The 20,076-nt window shown below is 38.9% G+C and carries 22 protein-coding genes; 15 read left to right on the top strand and 7 right to left on the bottom strand.

Annotated features, from left to right (window positions below; translation table 11 throughout):
* Window positions 1–40 precede the first annotated feature (40 nt).
* Genes PROVALCAL_RS12900 through PROVALCAL_RS12870 form a run of 7 tightly spaced genes read right to left on the bottom strand, consistent with a single transcriptional unit; the run spans window position 41 to window position 4,286 of the window.
* Entirely contained in the window at window positions 41–523 is a 483-nt protein-coding gene (locus tag PROVALCAL_RS12900) for a hypothetical protein (protein ID WP_006659727.1), read from the bottom strand.
* Window positions 513–1,157, bottom strand: a complete 645-nt coding sequence (locus PROVALCAL_RS12895; protein WP_006659726.1) for a hypothetical protein — start codon at window positions 1,155–1,157, stop codon at window positions 513–515. The genes PROVALCAL_RS12900 and PROVALCAL_RS12895 overlap by 11 nt, the downstream gene beginning before the upstream one ends.
* On the bottom strand, window positions 1,135–1,686 hold the full coding sequence (locus tag PROVALCAL_RS12890; RefSeq protein ID WP_006659725.1) for a hypothetical protein: 552 nt from the start codon (window positions 1,684–1,686) through the stop codon (window positions 1,135–1,137). Before PROVALCAL_RS12890 ends, PROVALCAL_RS12895 begins: the two co-directional genes overlap by 23 nt.
* Window positions 1,670–2,392: a type III secretion system inner membrane ring lipoprotein SctJ gene (sctJ, locus tag PROVALCAL_RS12885; protein WP_006659724.1), complete on the bottom strand. Its 723-nt coding sequence runs from the start codon at window positions 2,390–2,392 to the stop codon at window positions 1,670–1,672. Before sctJ ends, PROVALCAL_RS12890 begins: the two co-directional genes overlap by 17 nt.
* 26 nt (window positions 2,393–2,418) lie before the next feature.
* Window positions 2,419–2,712 carry a type III secretion system inner rod subunit SctI gene (sctI, locus tag PROVALCAL_RS12880; protein WP_006659723.1) on the bottom strand — a complete coding sequence of 98 codons (294 nt, stop codon included), beginning with the start codon at window positions 2,710–2,712 and terminating at the stop codon, window positions 2,419–2,421.
* 55 nt (window positions 2,713–2,767) lie between these two features.
* The gene (locus PROVALCAL_RS12875; RefSeq protein WP_006659722.1) at window positions 2,768–3,079 is read right to left on the bottom strand and encodes an EscF/YscF/HrpA family type III secretion system needle major subunit; all 312 of its coding nucleotides are present in this window, start codon (window positions 3,077–3,079) and stop codon (window positions 2,768–2,770) included.
* Window positions 3,080–3,092: 13 nt separating this feature from the next.
* A complete protein-coding gene (locus PROVALCAL_RS12870) occupies window positions 3,093–4,286 on the bottom strand; it encodes a PrgH/EprH family type III secretion apparatus protein (protein ID WP_006659721.1) in 1,194 nt (397 codons plus the stop codon).
* Between the two features lie 218 nt (window positions 4,287–4,504).
* Between PROVALCAL_RS12870 and PROVALCAL_RS12865 the strand changes: the two genes are divergently transcribed.
* The 15 genes from PROVALCAL_RS12865 to sctE all read left to right on the top strand — a co-directional run bounded on the left by PROVALCAL_RS12865 (window position 4,505) and on the right by sctE (window position 20,071).
* The gene (locus tag PROVALCAL_RS12865; RefSeq protein WP_006659720.1) at window positions 4,505–5,284 is read left to right on the top strand and encodes an AraC family transcriptional regulator; all 780 of its coding nucleotides are present in this window, start codon (window positions 4,505–4,507) and stop codon (window positions 5,282–5,284) included.
* Window positions 5,274–6,977, top strand: a complete 1,704-nt coding sequence (gene sctC, locus PROVALCAL_RS12860) for a type III secretion system outer membrane ring subunit SctC (RefSeq protein ID WP_006659719.1) — start codon at window positions 5,274–5,276, stop codon at window positions 6,975–6,977. The genes PROVALCAL_RS12865 and sctC overlap by 11 nt, the downstream gene beginning before the upstream one ends.
* On the top strand, window positions 6,968–8,065 hold the full coding sequence (gene sctW, locus PROVALCAL_RS12855; RefSeq protein ID WP_006659718.1) for a type III secretion system gatekeeper subunit SctW: 1,098 nt from the start codon (window positions 6,968–6,970) through the stop codon (window positions 8,063–8,065). Before sctC ends, sctW begins: the two co-directional genes overlap by 10 nt.
* Window positions 8,066–8,088: 23 nt before the next feature.
* A complete protein-coding gene (locus tag PROVALCAL_RS12850) occupies window positions 8,089–10,155 on the top strand; it encodes an EscV/YscV/HrcV family type III secretion system export apparatus protein (protein ID WP_006659717.1) in 2,067 nt (688 codons plus the stop codon).
* Window positions 10,156–10,166: 11 nt separating this feature from the next.
* Window positions 10,167–10,571 carry an InvB/SpaK family type III secretion system chaperone gene (locus PROVALCAL_RS12845; protein WP_006659716.1) on the top strand — a complete coding sequence of 135 codons (405 nt, stop codon included), beginning with the start codon at window positions 10,167–10,169 and terminating at the stop codon, window positions 10,569–10,571.
* Window positions 10,572–10,573: 2 nt separating this feature from the next.
* Window positions 10,574–11,866, top strand: a complete 1,293-nt coding sequence (gene sctN, locus PROVALCAL_RS12840; RefSeq protein ID WP_006659715.1) for a type III secretion system ATPase SctN — start codon at window positions 10,574–10,576, stop codon at window positions 11,864–11,866.
* Window positions 11,866–12,321: a hypothetical protein gene (locus PROVALCAL_RS12835; RefSeq protein ID WP_006659714.1), complete on the top strand. Its 456-nt coding sequence runs from the start codon at window positions 11,866–11,868 to the stop codon at window positions 12,319–12,321. Before sctN ends, PROVALCAL_RS12835 begins: the two co-directional genes overlap by 1 nt.
* Complete coding sequence (locus PROVALCAL_RS12830; protein WP_039861997.1) at window positions 12,293–13,489, top strand: SpaN/EivJ family type III secretion system needle length determinant; 1,197 nt, start codon at window positions 12,293–12,295, stop codon at window positions 13,487–13,489. Before PROVALCAL_RS12835 ends, PROVALCAL_RS12830 begins: the two co-directional genes overlap by 29 nt.
* Window positions 13,489–14,418, top strand: a complete 930-nt coding sequence (locus tag PROVALCAL_RS12825) for a FliM/FliN family flagellar motor switch protein (protein WP_006659712.1) — start codon at window positions 13,489–13,491, stop codon at window positions 14,416–14,418. The genes PROVALCAL_RS12830 and PROVALCAL_RS12825 overlap by 1 nt, the downstream gene beginning before the upstream one ends.
* Before the next feature lie 2 nt (window positions 14,419–14,420).
* The gene (locus tag PROVALCAL_RS12820; RefSeq protein WP_006659711.1) at window positions 14,421–15,086 is read left to right on the top strand and encodes an EscR/YscR/HrcR family type III secretion system export apparatus protein; all 666 of its coding nucleotides are present in this window, start codon (window positions 14,421–14,423) and stop codon (window positions 15,084–15,086) included.
* A gap of 16 nt (window positions 15,087–15,102) precedes the next feature.
* Window positions 15,103–15,375: a type III secretion system export apparatus subunit SctS gene (gene sctS / locus PROVALCAL_RS12815; RefSeq protein ID WP_006659710.1), complete on the top strand. Its 273-nt coding sequence runs from the start codon at window positions 15,103–15,105 to the stop codon at window positions 15,373–15,375.
* Window positions 15,372–16,166 (top strand): type III secretion system export apparatus subunit SctT, encoded by a 795-nt coding sequence (gene sctT / locus PROVALCAL_RS12810; protein WP_006659709.1) that lies wholly within the window; start codon window positions 15,372–15,374, stop codon window positions 16,164–16,166. Before sctS ends, sctT begins: the two co-directional genes overlap by 4 nt.
* 17 nt (window positions 16,167–16,183) lie before the next feature.
* On the top strand, window positions 16,184–17,269 hold the full coding sequence (locus PROVALCAL_RS12805; protein ID WP_006659708.1) for an EscU/YscU/HrcU family type III secretion system export apparatus switch protein: 1,086 nt from the start codon (window positions 16,184–16,186) through the stop codon (window positions 17,267–17,269).
* 128 nt (window positions 17,270–17,397) lie between these two features.
* On the top strand, window positions 17,398–17,916 hold the full coding sequence (gene sicA / locus PROVALCAL_RS12800; RefSeq protein WP_006659707.1) for a type III secretion system translocator chaperone SicA: 519 nt from the start codon (window positions 17,398–17,400) through the stop codon (window positions 17,914–17,916).
* Between the two features lie 10 nt (window positions 17,917–17,926).
* Window positions 17,927–20,071 (top strand): type III secretion system translocon subunit SseC family protein, encoded by a 2,145-nt coding sequence (gene sctE / locus PROVALCAL_RS12795; protein ID WP_006659706.1) that lies wholly within the window; start codon window positions 17,927–17,929, stop codon window positions 20,069–20,071.
* Window positions 20,072–20,076: the final 5 nt, after the last annotated feature.

Below are 20,076 nucleotides of genomic sequence, written 5' to 3'. Positions count from 1 at the left end.
ATAAGAATAAAGGGGAAATTAATCATTCAGTTTATATATACTATAATTCATTTATATCCTCATCATCACCTTCAATATTAAAATTCGTCATATTTTTGTTTAATTGCTCTGTAAATGGGGCATTCATGAATGTTATTGCCATATAACGTTGAAGTGATTTAGTAAAATCTTCATATAAAGACGGGGAGGCTTCAGATGAAGATTTTAATGTCTGTGCGACGTTTGCAATGAATGATTCTTTGTCTTTACGGTTTAAATTAATCATGGTTTTAAACACAAGAAGAAATTGTGATTTTTGACTATCTTGATTAGTAAATTCTTGAATAAATAGGTTTAATTTTTCTTCTGCATTCTCTGAAATGTGAGGTATGTTTTTTTCGTGGTAATTTTGTATGTCTTTCATGATGTGATTAGGTTTCCTGCGGGTATTCATTCTTGTATGTAGATCAGATGTACTTACTGGTGGAGTTTCATAAGTACGCGGTGTTGATAAAAGATTTAGTGAGTTTGGATTAATTTTCATTATGCTTCCTTGAGATTGATAGTTGCTGAATCAAGCGACTATAAGCTTCCTTGTGCTGCTGTTGTATTTGACAACGAGCCGAAATCGATAGGATTTGTGGTTGTATATTTTTGGCGGCAACATCGGGTGAAAAATGAGTGATTTTATTGCCAACTTCTAGAGAAATATGATTATTTTGGCTGTTTAATATCTTGATACCATTGATTTTTTTTCCTAATTTAGTCTGTAACTCTGTAGGTAAGTGCAATTGTGTCTTGGCAGTTTCAGGTTGTAGCTGTGTAAAGTATTCCGCAATGATTTCTTGCAAACGTAAATCCGCAAATAAATGTGTTAGCACTTTCGTTAAGCGTTCTTCCGTTTTGTTGACGGTATATTGATAGTGCTTTTCACTGACTTCTAATACGGCAATAAAATCCTGTAACAGTTGTTGTAACCCATCTTGGTAACCGTGTTGATATGCTGCGGTATAAAGAGTTTCCTCGGCTTGTTGGGCATGTTGGATATGTTCTTTTGCTTTGCGTTGAGCGTATTTAACGACAGATTGCGCATATTGGTTAGAATTCAAAGCATGGTGTTTAATTAATACATCTTCAATGATGGTTTGCTGGATATTAGGCTGCGTGTTCTCTGACATAATGGCAAGTTTCTTCGATAATATTCCAAGGTAGTAATACACTGACAGAATCATTAATGACCGCTTGTGTACTACGACTAAACATGTATTTCGCGCGTGTGGTATAGCAATCACCAAACGTGTTTAAACACATTAAAAGTTGCTCTGCGCCTAGCGCAAGTAGCTGTTCTGGCGTTTCAATTTGGTGTATTTGGCTTTGCCATAACGGATGAGTAAATTGTCTATGTAGTTGATGATATTGAGTTAACTCGCCCCACCAAGGGAGTGGAGATGAATGTTGTATAACACCTAATCCCCATGCAATAGAGGGTATTCGTGACCAATTATCCGCCAAGACCTCCGGTAAAATAGGCGTATTTTCATTCGGTAACCCCAACTGATATTGCTCAATAAGCTGAGAATTCTGCTGTTTTTGTAACAGTGGGGGTAATTGATGATAGTGAGTACCGATAAACTCAGAGTGAAAATACTCTCCGGGCGCTAAGAAAATATTTTTTTGGTCAACGAGTAGTTTACTCAACAGGGGCATGGCTTGATTTCTCCGTTTCTTCTTCGTGCTGTTTATTATTGCGTTGATACAGATACAAGCCGAGTGCGATTAACAAACCAATTAACGCTGTGACTAAAGCGGATGCAATGACAGGGTTAAATGCAGGTGTTGGACCATTTTTGGTTTGGTAGAGTAAAGGAGGGCGGCTAACAATCACAACAGAGACATTGTCATACGTTGTTTCGGCAAAACTATTGTTTAAAAACAGTTTAATCTTGTTCATCATGACTTTCGGATCTTCATTTCCAGAATAAGTGACTAAGCTCGAGACTTTTTGTGCCTGTTTCACGGGACCATTACCGGAAATAGGGTAACTGACATGCACGCGAGCATTCACGACATTGGGGATAGTCAGTAATGATTGTTCCAGACGCTGTTCAATGAGAGAAAGGAGTCGTGTACGTTCTGCCTGTGGTGATGCGACAAGAGAGTCACCAGGGAAAGCATCAATAATTTCCACGGGATCTTTCGATGGCAAGTTATATTGGCGCAGTAAATCAACAGCAATCACAAAGTCATTGGGTGCCACGCGTATAGAGTCCCCATTTTTGGAATCTTGTTTACGGTTGGCATCGACACCATGCTCCTGCAAAATTGCGAGAACTTCATTACTTTGGCGCTGGCTGAGATTGCTCAGTAATAATTGATTATCACAACCAAGCAATAAACCAATAAAACTAATCAATAAAAATTTTTTAATATGCTCATGGTTTATTGTGCTTTTATGACAGAATCAATACTTGATGTCACTTTATGTGTAAGTGTACTGACCATATTTAAGGCTAATGTGTATTTGCCAACTTGATCCTGTAAATTGAGTACTTGTACGGGATTACTTGGGTCAATACTTTGTGATTTTTCAATAATATTTTTCTTTTCTGCATTTGCATTGGCTGCATACTCAGAAAATAATTTTTTAACGGTTTCTTCTAAAGATGAGACTGAAACAGGAGAAACAGTATCAACTACGGTTGCAATAGGACTTATTGATGAAATAGGTAGCATAGATATTTCCTATAAATAATAAAGAGCATCAAGATATATGATGCTCAAATTAAAATTAAACGTTACGTATAATGGCTTGTGCCGCATCTTTAATGGACTTCATTACGTTACTTTGTAATTGACGTGCCATATTATAGTTGCCGCTTAAAGCTGTGATTTTACCCAAAACGCGCGGGTTATCGACTTCCAGATTTGGGTTGTCAATCATAGACTTTAATTCATCAGCGATAGTCTTAGTTCTTTCGCTAATACCAGCGGAGCTGCGATACATCATGCCCCATTTGTTATCTGTTGCTGTGGTAGACTCTTGTTCTAATGCAGATGCATCCCAATTGCCCTCTGCATTACTAATACCTGGAGTTGCCATATTTATTACCTTACTAATTAGGTTGGTTTGAGTTAAACAACCAATGATTATTCCCTAGTAGAGTAATACCATTGGTATGGGTGATAAACGATTTTCCAGCAAGTTCATTATTGGCAAGGGAAACAGAGAATTGAATTTGCTTAGTTCCCCACTTTTGACTAAATGAATTTGTGAAGCTAATTAAAGAGAGAGTTTGTTTATCATTTAAACTATCTCTTATAACAAAGATAACTTTGTTATCTTTGGTTATTTTTTGCCACTTAACGTTACTTTCAGCTAAACCTAGCTCTGATTTTTTAATAAGTTCGTTAAAGGATGTTTCTACTATTTTACTTTGCTTATAACAATGAAAATATGTTGAAAATAGTTGATTAATATTTTTTTCATTGCTATTCGGTAATGGACTTTTAATCACTCTAATAATTGGCTGGCAAGGGTTTTCAATATCAACCTTTAGTAAGTTAGGAACAGTGTCTATCAGTTTTTCTTCAATCTCTTCTTCAAGTTTTTTTATCTTTAAGATCGTATAATTTTCAGGATGATTTTCTTTTAATAATATTTGTTGGCTCCAGTCTGCATCTCGTTGTGTTCTAACTAAAATAAGTGTTTTCCCATTTATTCCTTGCGTGTATATAATTGGATGTTGACTACCTTTCAATATATTATCAATACTTTGAATACGTTTTTCAGCATCATTTTTTGGATTAATTTGGAATGCAAAGGTTATTGATAAAATAATGGTTAAAAATAACAAAATAAGTATTAACCATTTTTTATTAAAAGTAACCTTATATCTTTTAATATAATCCGAATGGTTCTCTGGGTGTATCACTGGGATTTCATTGGGATCAAGGACTGCATGATGCGTCTTCCATTCATCATTTAGTTTCTTGATGATAAATGGAAATCTATCAATCAATAATATGTCTTGAAATGTTATTGGAAACACCTGTGTACTATTTTCTTGGGTAAGATGAATTGTAAGTCCATTGTTTGATTCTTGATCAGAAAGAATAGAAAATTCACACTTTTCCTTTTCACTTGGAATATAATACGTAGTAAACCCATTTTCATCTATTTCTGTTTTATAACTAATGTTTCTATCAGTGATAATGATGTTTTTATCAATATTAATCATTAGTTCTTGACCGCTCATTGGTCCACTAATAATTTTAATTATACATGTGTGGAGTTTTGGTTCTATCATAAAGACAATCTCAATTAATAAAAATGGTGAGTTATTCACCACTCAATGACAGTAGTTAAATATAAATAGATTAAATAGTCAGCTGAATTTATCTTATTCATTCACACTTTATATATTGGTAAAGTGTTCCGATCTATTCCGGACTATTCATTTGTTTTTTTTGTTTTTATCATTGACTCTAGGTTTAGTAAAAGCCAAATGAATAGGACTGATTTATAATGTCGAATGGAGATATTGCTAAATTATTAGAGGGTGGGAATAGTTGCTTTTCTTTACAAGACACATTGGTCTTGTCAATACCAAAGAAAAATACAGCGACGCTTTTTTATAAATCTCTGTATACAAAATTAAATATTAAGGTAGATAAACCCGTTATATTTATCTGCAAATATGATGAGCTAATAACAGAAGATGAAAGTCAATGGGATATTTATACCCTAGGATTATCAGAACTGGTTGAAACTCTCGCTATTATTGATACTGCAATGGGACAATCCTTTCTTGCAAAAAAAGCGCGGAAAAATAATGACAATAGTCATTTAGGTGAATTTATTTTATTTGATGATGAAATATCATCACCGAATTTAATAAAGAATGTTGTTATCGATATGATTATTAAAAAACAACCATTATTTGAAGAGTGGTGTGATGTATTAAGGCGTTATGAAGCCTATGGAATGATGCGGTTTTTAATTTCAGCTGCTCAACAAGATAAAAATGCCAATATTAATCAATTATGCGATCGCTATGGTATTTCCGCTTCTTATTTCAGGCAACTGTATCGAGAAAATTTCAATAAAACAGCTAAGCGCAAAATTATGGGCGTGCGTATGGGGGCGGCTATTTTGCAATTAATTGAAAGTGAACATTCCATTTTAGATGTAGGGCTAGAAGCGGGTTATTGCTCTGCCTCTCATTTTACAAATGATTTAAAAAAAGAGTTGGGTCTTACCCCATCAGAAATAAGGCACCTTGGAGCAATGTTATATGAACAGTAAAAAATTTACAGCGGTTGCTATTTCGCTGTTTTTACTGAGTGTAAATATCAATACAGCGCAATCAGAGATGTTGATTGCTGAACCTGTTACACAGGCAAGAAGTCTCGATACATTTGTCGCTAATAATATTGCGGTAGGAAAAGTCTTTGAGGCTGTTGCTGAGCGTATTAATAAACCCATTATTTTAAGTAAATTAGCCTCTCAAAAGAAAGTGACGGGAAATTTTAATCTGGGTAATGCGGATGAAATGTTTAAAGCGTTAACGCGTCGTATCGCGTTGGTGTGGTATGACGATGGTGCGGGTATTTATGTCTACGACAACAGTGAAATGCGTAGCTTAATTATTCCAACTCAGAAAGTCAGTAGCCAACAGGTACTGAGTTATATTCAACGAAATGGCATTTATGACGCTCGCTTCCCTGTCCGTTCTCAAGGTGGCGATACGATGTTATTTGTTTCTGGTCCCCCGCTCTATGTGGAGTTGATTAAAGGCGCCGCATTATATCTTGGAGAACAGAGCCAAAGTGAAGAAAAACGCAGTGGTAATGTCGCCGTTATTCCGTTGAAACACGCTTCTGTGACTGATCGTACTTATTCTTTAAGAGGACAATCCGTCACTGTTCCCGGCATGCTAACGGTGATTAGTGATTTGTTTAAAAATGGGGGCGGTAGCGTTGAAGAAGCGCTGAATGTTGAACCTATCAAGCTCAATACATCGGGTGATGACATTGATGCATTGATGGATACACCGATTGGCGGTGGTAGTCCTGTCGAAAATCGTCAACTCATCGTGAAGCGTGGTAATGCATCGAACAGTGCATTTTCGTTAGTTGCCCATCCTGATAGCAATAGCTTGATTGTAAAAGGTAGCCAAAGCCAAATTCGTTATGTGCGAGATTTAGTTAAAAATTTAGATAATCGTCGCCGCCAAGTGGAACTCTCTTTGTGGATCATTGATATCACTCGCTCAGAGTTGGATAACTTAGGTGTGAATTGGGAGGTCGGTTCCTTTAAAGCGGGCGGTGGGTCTATTTCTTTCAACCGCAGTACATTACCGGATAGCAGTAAATTTTTAGTTCAAATTGATGCGCTTAGCAAAAATGGTAATAGCCAAATTGTTTCGCGCCCAGTTCTATTAACTCAAGAAAATGTGCCTGCATTATTCGATAACAACACCAGTTTCTACGCCAAATTACAAGGTGAACGTATTGCGACGCTTGAGCAGGTCACTTACGGCACGATGATCAGCGTGATGCCTCGCATCTCTGGTGGGCAAAGCGTTGAGATGGAAGTCAATATTGAAGATGGTGCTGAAAGCCGAGATAGCAGCGGAAAAACGTCAAACGTCGAAGGGTTGCCCTCTGTTAACCGAACCAGCATCAATACTGTTGCACGTATTGCGAAAGATAGCAGTTTGTTAATCGGTGGCTATACTCGCGACCAATATATTGATAACGAAAGTAAAATCCCACTTCTTGGGGATATTCCTTGGATTGGTGGACTGTTTCGTCATTCCTCAACAAACCAACAAAAAATGGTGCGCTTATTTCTTATCCAGCCGCGTTTATTAGATGAAAACGAGGTTTGGGATGGACGACAATTCTCGGATAAAACGCGCATTACTCAAAAAAATAGCCAGCTTCACGGCACGGTGGAGTTCTTACAGCAATATATGAGGGATTCATGGCAATAACGCCACTGAATTATGGCAATCGCATGCTGCTCAATACGCAAGACAAGAGCCGAGCAGCAGCAAAAAGTCGTGATGATTCCGATGAAGTTGCCCGTGGTGCGGGTGTTATTGATAGCTCAAGCGAATACGCCTCCATGGCGATGCTTGCAGCGAGCCACGTTCGTCGCAGTGGTTCAAAGCAAGGACAGGATGAAGAGTGGATGCAGTTTGCAGAGCGCATCCTAGAAAATAATGCGGATGAAAAAGTGTTGCACATTGAGGGGATTTTAAATCGCCAAATGATGACTCCGCAGCAATTACGCGCATTTCTATTGCAGTATTTCACGGATCCCAGTGATTTATTAATGGTATTAGCTGCACTGATTAACCGAAAGAAACTTAAGCAAGAACAGATAGAGGCTTTACAAGAGTTAGAGCGATTGCTCCTTACGGAGGATACTCAGCGAGCTGCGCAAGCTGGCGTCAATATCGCCTTAATTGCAAAAGCATTTGCGCAAACTTTACGTGAAAACGCGGGAAATCTAAGAGCACTCTACCGTGAGTTTATTGGTTACGACGGTCCTGTTGTTTATCTATATGAACAGTGGGTTGAAGAGATGGAAATGACCCAGCGTGAAAACATGATGCGTTATTTAGCGCGTGCTCTCGCGTGTGATTTACAAGCACTCCCTTTAGGGGATCTTAATATCAGTGAGTTTGGGAGTTTCTTTACTCGAATTGGTCGATTGCGTGAATTGCAATCTTTAGACCGAGTATTTAGTCAGCAATTTTTCCAATCAGGTCTATTTCGCCAGAGTGTCGAATTACAGCAGAGCCATTTAGAAAAAGTGCTAAGCCAATTGTTTACTTGCGGTATTCGTAGCCAAGAGAGTTTTAACGAAAAACTGATTAGTTTTATTGATGAGCAATTAAAAATCATGACGACGGATTTACGTGCTCGCTTTGTTCAGCTGTTAATTATTGCATTTTCAATCATACCTGTAGCGGTCTTTCACTCATTGGAAGCGCGGGATGAATTACTCGACCAATTAAAAAAACAGATGGCTCAACTGTTAGTGCAAGAACAGCGTTTGCGCAGACAGCCATGATTTAATAGGAAATAAACGATTTCATGAAAAACTTCACCGGATTTTTATTACAGATCCGTAATCGCCCTGAATTGATGGTATTAGTCATCATGGTAATGGTTATTGCGATGCTGATTATTCCATTACCCACCGTATTGGTCGATTTCTTGATTGCATTGAATATTATGATTTCTGTGCTGATCTTTATGAGCTCGTTTTATATTACTCGAGTGCTTAACTTCCAATCATTTCCTTCTATTTTACTTATTAGCACGTTATTTAGATTGGCACTGTCGATTAGTACCAGCCGCCTTATTTTATTAGAAGCAGATGCTGGCGATATTATCGATACTTTCGGCGAATTTGTTATTCAAGATAATTTGGTTGTTGGGATGGTGGTTTTTGCCATTGTGACCATTGTGCAATTTATTGTTATCACAAAGGGTTCAGAGCGTATTGCGGAAGTGGCAGCTCGATTTTCATTGGATGCCATGCCCGGAAAGCAAATGAGCATTGATGCAGATTTACGCGCCGGTGTGATTGATGAAGCCACCGTGAAAATTAAGCGTGGTGAGCTGGAAAAAGAAAGTCAATTATTTGGTTCTTTTGATGGTGCGATGAAGTTTATTAAAGGAGATGCGATTGCGGGTATCGTGATCATTTTCGTCAATTTGATTGGCGGCATTTCAGTGGGTACAGCCCAGCAAGGCATGGATATTTCAACCGCATTAAACACATTTACTTTGTTAACGATCGGGGATGGGCTGGTCGCACAAATTCCTGCTCTGCTTATTTCTATCAGTGCGGGTTTTATCGTGACCCGAGTCGGTGGAAACGACAAAAATTTAGGTGAAAACATTGTCTCCGAACTTTTTGACAATGATTTTACGATCTTAATCACGGCGCTGATTGTGCTATTTATGGGCTTTCTTCCCGGGTTCCCAACACCAATTTTCCTCTTCCTTGCCGCGCTGCTGATGGGGTTATTTGCGACACGTTATTTCAAAAAACGCAAAGCTCAACGAAAAGACCAGCAATCAGGGCAAGAAAATCTGCAAACAGAAGCAACGGAAGGGGAAACTCAACGCGCAAATGATGATTTTGATGATGAATATATTCCTGAAACCTTACCCGTCATTATTTCTGTTAATCAAGAGTATAAGCAGCATTTGGAAGAGAATAATTTCTTATCACGTATGAAAAAGGATGTATTTATTCGTTATGGATATCGCATTCCTGATATCGCGATTAACTATTCCCCCATCGTACCTGAAAACAAAATTGTTGTGCTGATTAATGAAGTGAAAGCGGGCGAATATGATGTCTATTTCCATGGTCATCGCTTACTGACGGCAAATGATGAACTGGAATATCTTGGGTTAGAGCTGACCAAATATACCGATGAGTATGGCTTTGTTAATACATGGTTCGATAACCAATATCTTGAAAATGTAGAGCAACTTGGCTTATTGGTACGAGATGACATTACCGAAATGATTGATTGTGTTAGTACGCTATTACTCCGACACATTAATGAGTTCTTTGGGATTCAAGAAACTAAAAATTTACTGGATGATCTTGAAAGAAAATACCCTGAATTACTGAAAGAATGCTATCGCCATGCCACGGTGCAGAAAGTGACGGAGGTTTTCCAGCGGTTATTGATGGAAAAAATCTCAGTGCGCAATATGAAATTGATCATCGAAACCTTAGTGCAATGGGTACCTAAAGAAAAAGACAGCATGATGTTGGTGGAGCACATTCGAAGTTCCATGGCGCGCTATATCTCTTCGCGTTTTTCAGTGGAAGGGCGTCTGAATGTATTAATGGTTAATGCTGAGCTGGAAGACACCATTCGCCAAGGTATTCGTCAATCATCAGGTGGAGTTTACCTGCATTTAGAACCTGAAAAAAGCAACGAGCTTATTCAAGCTGCTGAAGTGGCATTAGAAAACAGTTACTTATCTGCGAGGGATGTCAATGTATTGGTTCCCGTGGATATCCGCCGATTTGTGAAAAAAATCTTGGAAGGTCGTTTCCCTGAACTTGAGGTGCTTTCATTTAATGAAGTCTCTGAAATGGTCAGGGTAAACGTCATTAAAACTATATAAGGAACGCGAGAATGAAATACCGTTTTGTTGAACAATTAAATGCATTTCTGAATTCAATGGGGCGTGGTGATTTAGTGAATTCACAGTTAGATTGCCATTCGAATATTCAATTAGAAATGAGTGATGCTCCGGCAATTAATATTGATTTATCTACGGATGATTTAATTATTTGGTGCAGTTTAGATGAGTGTAACCATAGCCGCTTAGATTCATCCAGTGCGGCATTATTAAAAAATATGCTGGAGTATCCACCGCGTAATTTTTATGTGGGGCAGCCCGCATTAAGTTTAGCTGAGGATAACTTAGTGCTTTCGGCGGTATTAAAAACAACATCGCTAGATAACATGCAGTTATTTGCAGACTCGTTCGAAGAGTTTTTTGAACGTGCAAATGAATTACGGACTCAATTATCGTAATTATGAAGCTATTTGACTCGTGCGCACATCCTGTGCGCATTCATGGATGCTTGATTGAAGCCCCGCTAGATGGGGTATTCATCGGTGAAATCTGCTTTATTGAGCAGTCGTTAGCACAGCCTAATATTATCGCCAAAGCGCAAGTGATTGGTTTTAAAGAAGGGTTAACGGTTCTGAGCTTAATTGGTCGTGCGCAAGGCTTAACCCGTGAAGTCGTTATTCGACCTAGTGGGTATCCGTTTGTGTTTCAAATGGGTGAGCATTTAGCAGGTAATATTTTTAATGCGTCCGGAGAGTTAGAAGGTCCATTAAGCCAGAAGCCTAGCGAAGTGACCCAATTAAAAACCAAATTACAGCGTATTGATAATCCGCCAGTGAATGTGAATATGCGTCGTCCCATCAATGAACCGATGGTCACGGGCATTCGCGCCATTGATGGGTTATTAACCTGTGGGTTAGGGCAGCGAATGGGTATTTTTGCGGCGGCGGGGAGCGGAAAAACCTCCCTGATGAACATGCTGATTAACCAGGCCCATGGTGATATTCATATTGTGGCATTGATTGGTGAGCGTGGTCGAGAAGTAATTGAATTTATTGAGGAACTTAAGCAGTCGCCTCATGCAGATAAAACTATTTTAGTCTATGCCACTTCCGACAGTCCGCCCATTGAGCGTTGTAATGCAGCGCTATTGGCGACCGCGATGGCGGAATACTTTCGCGATCTTGGGCGTCATGTTTTGTTATATGTCGACTCAATGACTCGTTACGCAAGGGCGTTACGCGATGTGGCGCTCGCGACGGGAGAGCTACCTGCGCGGAGAGGCTATCCAGCTTCTGTTTTCGAGCAATTACCGTTGTTACTTGAGCGCCCTGGGCGTGTAAAACAGGGGGCAATCACGGCATTTTACACCGTATTGTTAGAAAGCGAGGACGAGGCGGATCCGATTGGTGATGAAATTCGTTCTATTCTTGATGGACATATTTACCTTAGCCATAAATTAGCGGGGCGTGGGCATTACCCTGCGATTGATATCTTACACAGTATTAGCCGAGTTTTTCAAAAGGTGACAACGCCAGAGCATCGTCAGTTTGCCGTAGATGTGCGCGAAAATTTATCTCGCCTAGAACAGATTCAGTTGTATCTCGAGCTAGGGGAATATCAACGAGGTGAAAGTCAGGAGAATGACCGAGCCTTAGATAAGCAATCGAATATCAATCAGTTTTTACAGCAAAGTATGGATGAGTCAGAAGATTTTGATGGAATGTTAACCCACTTAGGTCGTTTGGCATCCTGATGATTAGCTCATTATTAGCATTGACTGAGAAACGCCTTGAAAGGGTGCAATTAGATCAAAATAAATTACACAACGCCATTTTACAGTTACAGCAGCAGCATCAGGATATTCGCCAACGTATCGCCATCTTGGTCACTCAGGTGAGTGTCTATGAAAAATCTGAAGAGTTAACACAAATGGATTTTTGGGAGCGTCAACGACAAAAAGCCGTGGTTTTAGCAGAAGTAGCCCAATTTGAATATCAGATAGAAAATTTAGACGCTGAATTATCGAAGTACCATTTATTGAAGCAGCAAATGATAGAACGGATGCTCATTTTGCGTAATAAGTGCGAGAAATTCCAAAAATATCTCAAACAACAACGTAGGGCTCGGTGGTTAAAATTAGAGCTCCAGCAACAGAATGAAATCGAGGAGCTGTTTGTTCATGTCGACAATCAAATCACTGCCAAGTGACAGTACGTTTAATTCCGTAATGGAAGCGAAAAGTTCATCATTCGGCTTTAATCATCAAAAATATAGTCAGCAGCATTCCGTGAAAAAAAACGCTCAGGAAATTTTGCAAAAAACACTGACCCAAAGAAACAATAATCAGAAAAAGCAAAAAAAACCGGCTGAGGAGCTAGCTATTCCTGTTTTGCTGAATGTTTCAGCGCAAGTTCAAAATGTTTACGTTGATACAAAAGTGGCGTTCTTATCCTCTGGAATTGTGGCTGAGGTAAAAAGTCATTCGGCGAATCAGACGGCGGGTGAACTGATTAATGGGCAAAAGGCACAAGAAGACAATATACCTCTGGGAAATGTACCTACCCATGTTGCAGCTGTATCCGTGGCACCCGTTTTTAACACGAAAACAATGGAACAGAAAATTGTTCGCTTTTTGTCAAACCATTCGATGAGTGACCACCAATCTCAATGGAAGGAGATTTCATTAGTGCAGTCAGCTGAATTGACGGAGATGACAACATTGAAATCATCTCAGCACGATAGTGCATTAAATTTATCCTCTGAGGTAAAGGTCTCAACAGAATCTGAGTTAATTACGCAAACACAGAGTGCTGCTGGCCCCTATGAAGATGTACAGGCAAATAAGAACACACGAGAAATAAATACAGGAAAGCTAGAGCTAGCATCAAATGAATCTCTGGAAATGCAAAAATTTTCTGATGTACAAAATTTTAATATTGAAAAATCGGAATTAGTTCAATCTGATGAGATGGATATAACTAAAAATATCCTAGCGCAAATGAAATCAGAATCGGCTGTAAGATCTGCGGTAAGTTCGCAAGTGCAGTCTCCTCAGACATCGCCAAAGCTGACAGCAGAGCTTGTAGCAACAATGATGGCAAGTGAAACATTGAACGTGGCACCTGAACGCACACTAAGTTACACCTTTAGCCAATGGCAAAATATGCCATCAGTCTCGTTTTCTTTAGCTCAGGCAAGTCATGAAAACATGGTTGCTTCTACCTATAGTCATGAAGTTCAACAGGCTTTAGAAGACAATCGGCATTTGTTTACTGGTGAGCAGAAAATGGTGATTAAGCGTGAAGAGCGTGAAGAGCGTGAAGGTCAGCATCGTCAACAGCAACAGCAGAATAAACAACAAGACGAGGAGTTTTAATGCTGAATATTCGTCGTATTAGCCATCGTGAAAAACAAATTGGCGAGTGGCAGCAACGTTTCCAACAGGATTTAGCTCCCTATATCCCTCAAGTGGGAGAGCGTTATTTCCAAATTACGTTGAATAGCGAAAAGCAGCAAATTCAAGTGTTGGTGAACGCGGAGGATTGGTGTCGTCACCGTTGGCCTAAATTGGCTCATTATGCTTGGGATCTTTTGGATACCAAGAGCTTATGCAAAGTTTTTACTTATGAAAATACTGGAAATGCATTTTTCTCCGAGCAATTCCGTTGTCACCATGTCGAAATTATTGATGATGAACAGCCTCAACAACCATGGCTAACACTCAAAGAAAAATCGCTTGGCATTGTGCTATTAGCAGAGCCGATAAAGGGATTGAAGGAAGCCAAACCGATGAATGGTCTATCTGAGACGCTCACATTACAAGCAGAGTGGATTCTAGGTTATAGCCACATCAGTGGGAAAATATTGCAATCTCTGGCATTGCGAGACGTATTACGAATTCAAAATTTACAGCTTCATATGTCTGTAGCGGGGCGTTTAGTTGCTCATTTTAAGAAACAACAAGAAGGCATTTTTATGATTGAACAGTTAGCGGTAGCAGAAGATGAGCAAATAGACTCTGCAATGGAAGAGGAGTTTGTTGATGAGACGGTTCGTCCGTTTCATTTGCATGGTCTTACTGTGAAATTAACGTTTGTACTGGGCCATTCAGATATCACAGTGGGTGAACTCGATACGCTTCAACCAGGGACAGTCTATTCCATTGGGGAAAATAAAGAGCGTGAAGTTAAGGTGTATGCGAATAAGCAGCTGATTGCTGAAGGTGAGCTAACTTATATTGGCGATAGCGATGAATTGGGCTTAGAAATCAAAAGATTGGTGAGCTTAGGGGATAAAAGGTTATAAGCATGCCAACGGTTCCAAATGAAATCCCTTTATTAGCTATTATCGCATTATCGACATTACTGCCGTTTATTATTGCAGCAGGAACCTGTTACTTAAAAATATCGATTGTATTGATTATGGTGCGTAATGCGATGGGGGTGCAGCAAGTACCTTCTACAATGGCACTGAATGGCATCGCTTTGTTACTGTCTATCTTTGTGATGATGCCTGTCTTGCAAGACGTGAATCAGTATATGCGTCATGAAAGTGTTGATTTTAGCAATGTTGAATCGGTTGATAACTTTGTAGATAACGGTTTAGGGCGGTATAAAAGTTACTTAATGAAATATTCAGACCCTCAGTTGGTCACCTTTTTTGAGTCCGTCCAGCAAGGTAAAACGGAAATAGAAGTTCAAGAAGAACAGGCTGAGCCTACGCTATTTTCATTGTTACCTGCTTATGCATTAAGTGAAATTAAATCGGCTTTTGAAATCGGTTTTTATATCTATTTGCCTTTTGTGGTTATCGATTTAGTCATTTCGAGTATCTTACTGGCACTCGGTATGATGATGATGAGCCCTGTGACTATTTCCGTTCCTGTGAAATTGATTTTGTTTGTAGCAATTGATGGTTGGTCGCTGATTTCTAAAGGATTAGTGATGCAGTATTTCGAACTTGCGCAGCATTGACCTAGAGGAATAGAAGATGGATGCAATCATTTATGTCAGTAATAAAGCGATGCTGTTGATCGTGATACTGTCGGCTATTCCTGTCATCGTTGCGACGGTTGTTGGAGTATTAGTGGGTCTTTTACAGACAGTGACTCAGCTTCAAGAGCAAACTTTGCCATTTGGAATCAAATTGTTAGCGGTATTTGGCTCTCTATTTATGATTTCAGGCTGGCTTGCCGATAAAGTGATGAATTACACCCTTGAAGTGATGACAACGGCATTACCTGCAATAGGATTATTTGGATGAACCAGGAGATGCTTGGATTAGTGTCCTCCATGTATTTCACGTTCCAGCAGGGGTTAATTAAAATTGCATTTGCTTGGTTGCGAATCGCTCCGGTGATGTTTTTCTTACCTTTCCTGAGCAATAAGTTGCTCAATGGCGGGATTATTAAGAACTGTGTCGTGGCGTATTTAGCATTAGGAATGTGGCCTTATCTTTCGACCAATGAAATTAATTGGGGTGAAATGAACATCAGTGAGGTCTTTCTGTATGAGGTATGCATTGGGTTGGTATTAGCATTCATTTTAGGTCTGCCTTTTATGATTGCTAATGTTATTGGTGAATTGATTGATACTCAACGAGGGGAAACAATTAGTAGTATTGTGGACCCAGCAAGTGGTAGCGAAGCCTCTGAATTAGCCGTTTTTATTAGCTATATTGTTTGTATGGTTTTCCTTGCACAAGGTGGCATGTATCAACTGGCAAATGTATTTGCTCAAAGTTACCAGCTATTGCCATTTGCCCATGGATTTACGTCATTCAAGAGTTTGCCTTTAGGTGAGTGGTTAAATAAAGCGATTGTTAACGGTGTGATTTTAACAGCACCCATTATTGTCACTCTATTTATTTCTGAAGTTGCATTGGGATTATATTCTCGATTTTGTCCACAATTGAATGCGTTTTCATTATCGCTAGCGATTAAATCGATTATCGCGTTTATTGTATTTTTACTTTATTTTCAAAATGAAGTTCCAGATATCTTGGTTAATATGATTTCGTTATCACCGTTACATGAAATATTTCTTTCTCCTTAATTAAGGTAGGGGTTTGCATGGCTGAAAAAACAGAAAAGCCTACCGACAAAAAAATAAAAGATTCCGCTAAAAAAGGACAAAGTTATAAAAGTAAAGACTCGATTGCAGCAATTGTATTAGTCACTGGTGCATTTGTTGTTGATGGTATGTCCAGCTTGTATAACCTTGGCGGTTTAATGAAGAAGATATTATTAAACCCTAATGATATTTATATTGATGACTTGCTGTGGCAATTTTCAAAAATATTTATGAGCATTGTTTTACCGATTTTAATCGCTTGTTTTTTGTCTGGTGCCATTATTTCTTTATTACAAAGTCGATTTAGATTGGCAACGGAAGCAGTAAAGTTAGATTTTACAAAGTTAAACCCAATCGCGGGATTTAAAAAAATATTTTCTTTGAATTCCTTAAAGGAATTCATTAAAGCCATTCTGTACTTATTGGTATTTAGTGTCTCTGCCACAACATTTTTTATTGTATGGCGACACGAAATTTTTATGTTATATCGAACGACAATTAACGGTATGACAACACAATGGGTAACCCTTTGTATTATATTTGTTTTTGTTTTTTTGGCTGTTGCTGTCATCATTGTATTAGTGGATGCGATAGCTGAATTTTTCTTGTTTATTAAAAACCTAAAAATGGAAAAACAAGAGGTCAAGAAAGAGCATAAGGATAATGAAGGGGATCCGCATCTTAAAAGTGCTCGCAAAGGTTTGCACCAAGAAATTTTGTCAGAAGAAGTTAAGTCAAGTATTCAGAACTCAACATTTGTTATGGCGAATCCGACGCATATTGCCATGTTGATTTATTACGATGCGAATATTTCACCATTACCGTTCTTAATGTTTAAGACTCGGGGCTTACAAGCGAAAGCAGTAATTAAATATGCGGAAGAACAAAACATACCTGTAGTGAGAGATATTATATTAGCCCGCCAAATATGGCGGAATTATAAAAAGGATAGTTTTATTGATGAACAAGGATTACAGGACGTAATGCAAATAGTGACGTGGTTAATCCGTATTGAATTAGAAAAATTAGGAATTGATGTGGATGAAGTATTGGAAAAACTTATTCCATCCCACTCTCATTCATAAAATGATTTCACTGTAAATTAATTATTTGCATATTAAATCGTTTTTTATAAGAAATGAAGAATTTGATTAATTATGATGCAAGGTAGCGGTCTGCATCATATGTCACGCATGATAAACGAGGTGAAAATATGAATCATACTGAAACAGAAAATACACAAATTGAAATGGAAACATTACTAGACGGAATTACAACAGCGCTTATGGATGGTGCAACATATAAAGATATTCATGGTATTCCACAGGCAACTATGGATGGTATTTATGCTTATGCCTATGAATTTTATCAGCAAGGAAAATTAGAAGAAGCGGAAACATTCTTTCGATTCTTAAGTATTTACGATTTCTACAATACAGACTACGTGATGGGTCTGGCCGCCGTATACCAACTAACGAAACGTTATGAGAAAGCGACAGAATTATACGCGCTTGCATTTGTATTGGCGAAAAATGATTACCGTCCCTTGTTCCATGCAGGGCAATGTAATTTGATGCTGAAAAAAAGCAGTGCTGCCATCCATTGTTTTGAAAGTGTGGTTGAAAATAGCACCGATATCGATTTACAGAAAAAATCGGAAGCGTATTTAACAGCCTTAAAGAAAAACCTTGAGCAAGTTGAGCCTGCCTCTGCAGACTCAAATACGGAATAAAGGAAACAACATGAGCCAAGTTGTAACGTCAAATGCTTCTAGTACATCGACAAGTGAGCGAATTAATAATATTCACAAATTTTTACAGGGGGCGAACCCCCTTGGTTTGGCGGATGAAAGTGTTAAAGCTGTGCTGGCATTAGAAGCGGCATGTGGTGAACTAGCATCTAATGAACAACTAAAGAACCAACGCAGTGAAAGCCTTCCAAAGTTGTTAAAACCCAAAATGATGGCGATGAAATCATCACCAGAAACTGCACAAATGAAAGGCTTTAATGTTAATGCATTACTGATTGAATCTTTTGTATCATTACGTCAATTGTTGCATGAAGGTAACTTGAATGAATTGAGTAATCGTATTCAGTTTCTTAATTTTGAGACCGAAGCTTTGCGTGAACAAGGGAAGAAGTTACTCGATACGTTTTCCTCTTCGACGAAACAATTAAGTGAATTCACGCATCAAGTGAATATCAGTAAAGATAATTTATCCTCGGCGAAATCCCAATTATCGACAGTTGCAGCCCAGCACCAGAATCAAAAAATAAAATTACAGGCTAATCAAGGGCAATTGACGCATTTAGAAAAGCAGCTATCGACTGAAAAAGCGTTGTTGGCTCAAGTTGATGCACAACCAAAACCTCACACAGAGGCTGTACATCAGCAAGTTGTTACGTTAGAAGCGAATATCACCCATTTAGCGATGCAAATAGATGTATTAACTCAGCAACAGCATGAGTTGGTTGCAAGTGAAAATACTCTGATTCATCAAGGTGATGCATTGCAGTTGGAAGTAAATCAGCTACAAACCTCATTAGAGACATTACTAGATCAAGCTTCTGATATTACAGCGGTCGCAGATGCTGATCGTCAAAAACTTAATCAATTTATTGATTCTGCCCCTCGTTCTCTCGAAGTTGAAGGTGATAAGTGGGAAAACACATTATCGCTCTTGACGATGTTAACGGCTCAATTAAAAAAAGCGATGAATGAAGATTCGCTTCGCAATATGAAAGAGCAAGAAGAGGTGATGATGAAAATCAATGAAGCCTCTCGTAAAGATTCAGATAAAAAGGCGAAAGAAGCTGCAGAGGCTGAGCGTAAAGCGGCAGATGCTAACAAGGCTGCCTCTTGTGCCAGTAAAATTTTTAGTTATGTGATGCTTGCGGTATCGGTAATCGCGACGGTAGCAACATTCGGTGCTGCTGCGCCTCTAACGCTTGCGGTTGCCGCGATTGGTATTGCGATGTCTATTGCCGACATTGTACTGGAAGAGACCGGTCAGGGCAGTTTGATGCAAATGTTAGCAACTGAAATCTCTAATGCAGTCACTGACATGTTGATCACTTTTGGTGTGCCGGAAGCAGAAGCGAAGAAAATTGGTAGCATCGTGGGGATGGTACTAGCCGCTGTTGCTTTTTTAGCTATCTCTTTGCTTTCTATGTCCTCTTTTGTCAAAAATATCGCCAATACCGTTAAAAACGTCGCGAAAATTCTTGTAAAAAATGCAGGGGCATTGTTGAAAAGCGCAATTAAAGCGATGCCAAAAAGTTTAACAAATGCATTGGGGAATATAGCAACGAAAGGCTCAAAAGTGGGTCATTCTGTGGCTGATAGTAGTGATGAAATGGTGAAACTGACCAAATTCTCTAAATTAGCCGATAAATTCGACGACGTTCAAAATGTCGCCAAAGCCGCTGATAAATCCTCTGATTATGTATCCTTGGGTGGGCAAATGGTGAAAGTTGGTGATTCTGCCAAAGTCGCTAAGGTTGCTGACAAACTTGATGATGTCAAAGACATTGGTAAGACAGTAGAAAAAGCGGCTTTTTCAGGAAAAGCACAAAGCGTAAAAATGGCACGTTTAGAAGTTGGAATGAAAGGAACTGGCGCGGGCCTTTCTGTTGCAAACGCGGCAACTTCCGGAGGCTTACGCCTAGAAGCATCGGCTCAGATGCGTGATATGAAAGAGATGTTAGCGGGTATGATGTTGAATGATGAAACTATTCAAGCCCTAACGGCATTACTTGAGGAGTTAATCAAATCCTTGTCAAAAAGCTATGCCCAACTGGATGACATGTTCAGTGGCATGATGACCTCTCTTACTCAATCAAATAACAATAAAGTCGATATGCTGAAAACGGCTCGCTTCGCTTAAATTTT

Origin of the sequence: Providencia alcalifaciens DSM 30120 (assembly GCF_000173415.1) — a bacterium.
GTDB lineage: Bacteria > Pseudomonadota > Gammaproteobacteria > Enterobacterales > Enterobacteriaceae > Providencia > Providencia alcalifaciens.
The sequence above is the reverse complement of the archived record's forward strand: the minus strand, read 5'-3'. Positions and strand labels throughout refer to the sequence as shown.

Coding starts and splice junctions, on each gene's coding strand:
- sicA (WP_006659707.1), top strand. CDS start 17,398: ATGAATCATACTGAAACAGAAAATACACAAATTGAAATGGAAACATTA.
- PROVALCAL_RS12820 (WP_006659711.1), top strand. CDS start 14,421: ATGCCAACGGTTCCAAATGAAATCCCTTTATTAGCTATTATCGCATTA.
- sctW (WP_006659718.1), top strand. CDS start 6,968: ATGGCAATAACGCCACTGAATTATGGCAATCGCATGCTGCTCAATACG.
- PROVALCAL_RS12900 (WP_006659727.1), bottom strand. CDS start 523: ATGAAAATTAATCCAAACTCACTAAATCTTTTATCAACACCGCGTACT.
- PROVALCAL_RS12835 (WP_006659714.1), top strand. CDS start 11,866: ATGATTAGCTCATTATTAGCATTGACTGAGAAACGCCTTGAAAGGGTG.
- sctS (WP_006659710.1), top strand. CDS start 15,103: ATGGATGCAATCATTTATGTCAGTAATAAAGCGATGCTGTTGATCGTG.
- sctC (WP_006659719.1), top strand. CDS start 5,274: ATGAACAGTAAAAAATTTACAGCGGTTGCTATTTCGCTGTTTTTACTG.
- sctN (WP_006659715.1), top strand. CDS start 10,574: ATGAAGCTATTTGACTCGTGCGCACATCCTGTGCGCATTCATGGATGC.
- PROVALCAL_RS12875 (WP_006659722.1), bottom strand. CDS start 3,079: ATGGCAACTCCAGGTATTAGTAATGCAGAGGGCAATTGGGATGCATCT.
- sctI (WP_006659723.1), bottom strand. CDS start 2,712: ATGCTACCTATTTCATCAATAAGTCCTATTGCAACCGTAGTTGATACT.
- PROVALCAL_RS12865 (WP_006659720.1), top strand. CDS start 4,505: ATGTCGAATGGAGATATTGCTAAATTATTAGAGGGTGGGAATAGTTGC.
- PROVALCAL_RS12870 (WP_006659721.1), bottom strand. CDS start 4,286: ATGATAGAACCAAAACTCCACACATGTATAATTAAAATTATTAGTGGA.
- PROVALCAL_RS12830 (WP_039861997.1), top strand. CDS start 12,293: ATGTCGACAATCAAATCACTGCCAAGTGACAGTACGTTTAATTCCGTA.
- PROVALCAL_RS12850 (WP_006659717.1), top strand. CDS start 8,089: ATGAAAAACTTCACCGGATTTTTATTACAGATCCGTAATCGCCCTGAA.
- PROVALCAL_RS12805 (WP_006659708.1), top strand. CDS start 16,184: ATGGCTGAAAAAACAGAAAAGCCTACCGACAAAAAAATAAAAGATTCC.
- PROVALCAL_RS12895 (WP_006659726.1), bottom strand. CDS start 1,157: ATGTCAGAGAACACGCAGCCTAATATCCAGCAAACCATCATTGAAGAT.
- PROVALCAL_RS12845 (WP_006659716.1), top strand. CDS start 10,167: ATGAAATACCGTTTTGTTGAACAATTAAATGCATTTCTGAATTCAATG.
- sctE (WP_006659706.1), top strand. CDS start 17,927: ATGAGCCAAGTTGTAACGTCAAATGCTTCTAGTACATCGACAAGTGAG.
- sctT (WP_006659709.1), top strand. CDS start 15,372: ATGAACCAGGAGATGCTTGGATTAGTGTCCTCCATGTATTTCACGTTC.
- PROVALCAL_RS12825 (WP_006659712.1), top strand. CDS start 13,489: ATGCTGAATATTCGTCGTATTAGCCATCGTGAAAAACAAATTGGCGAG.
- PROVALCAL_RS12890 (WP_006659725.1), bottom strand. CDS start 1,686: ATGCCCCTGTTGAGTAAACTACTCGTTGACCAAAAAAATATTTTCTTA.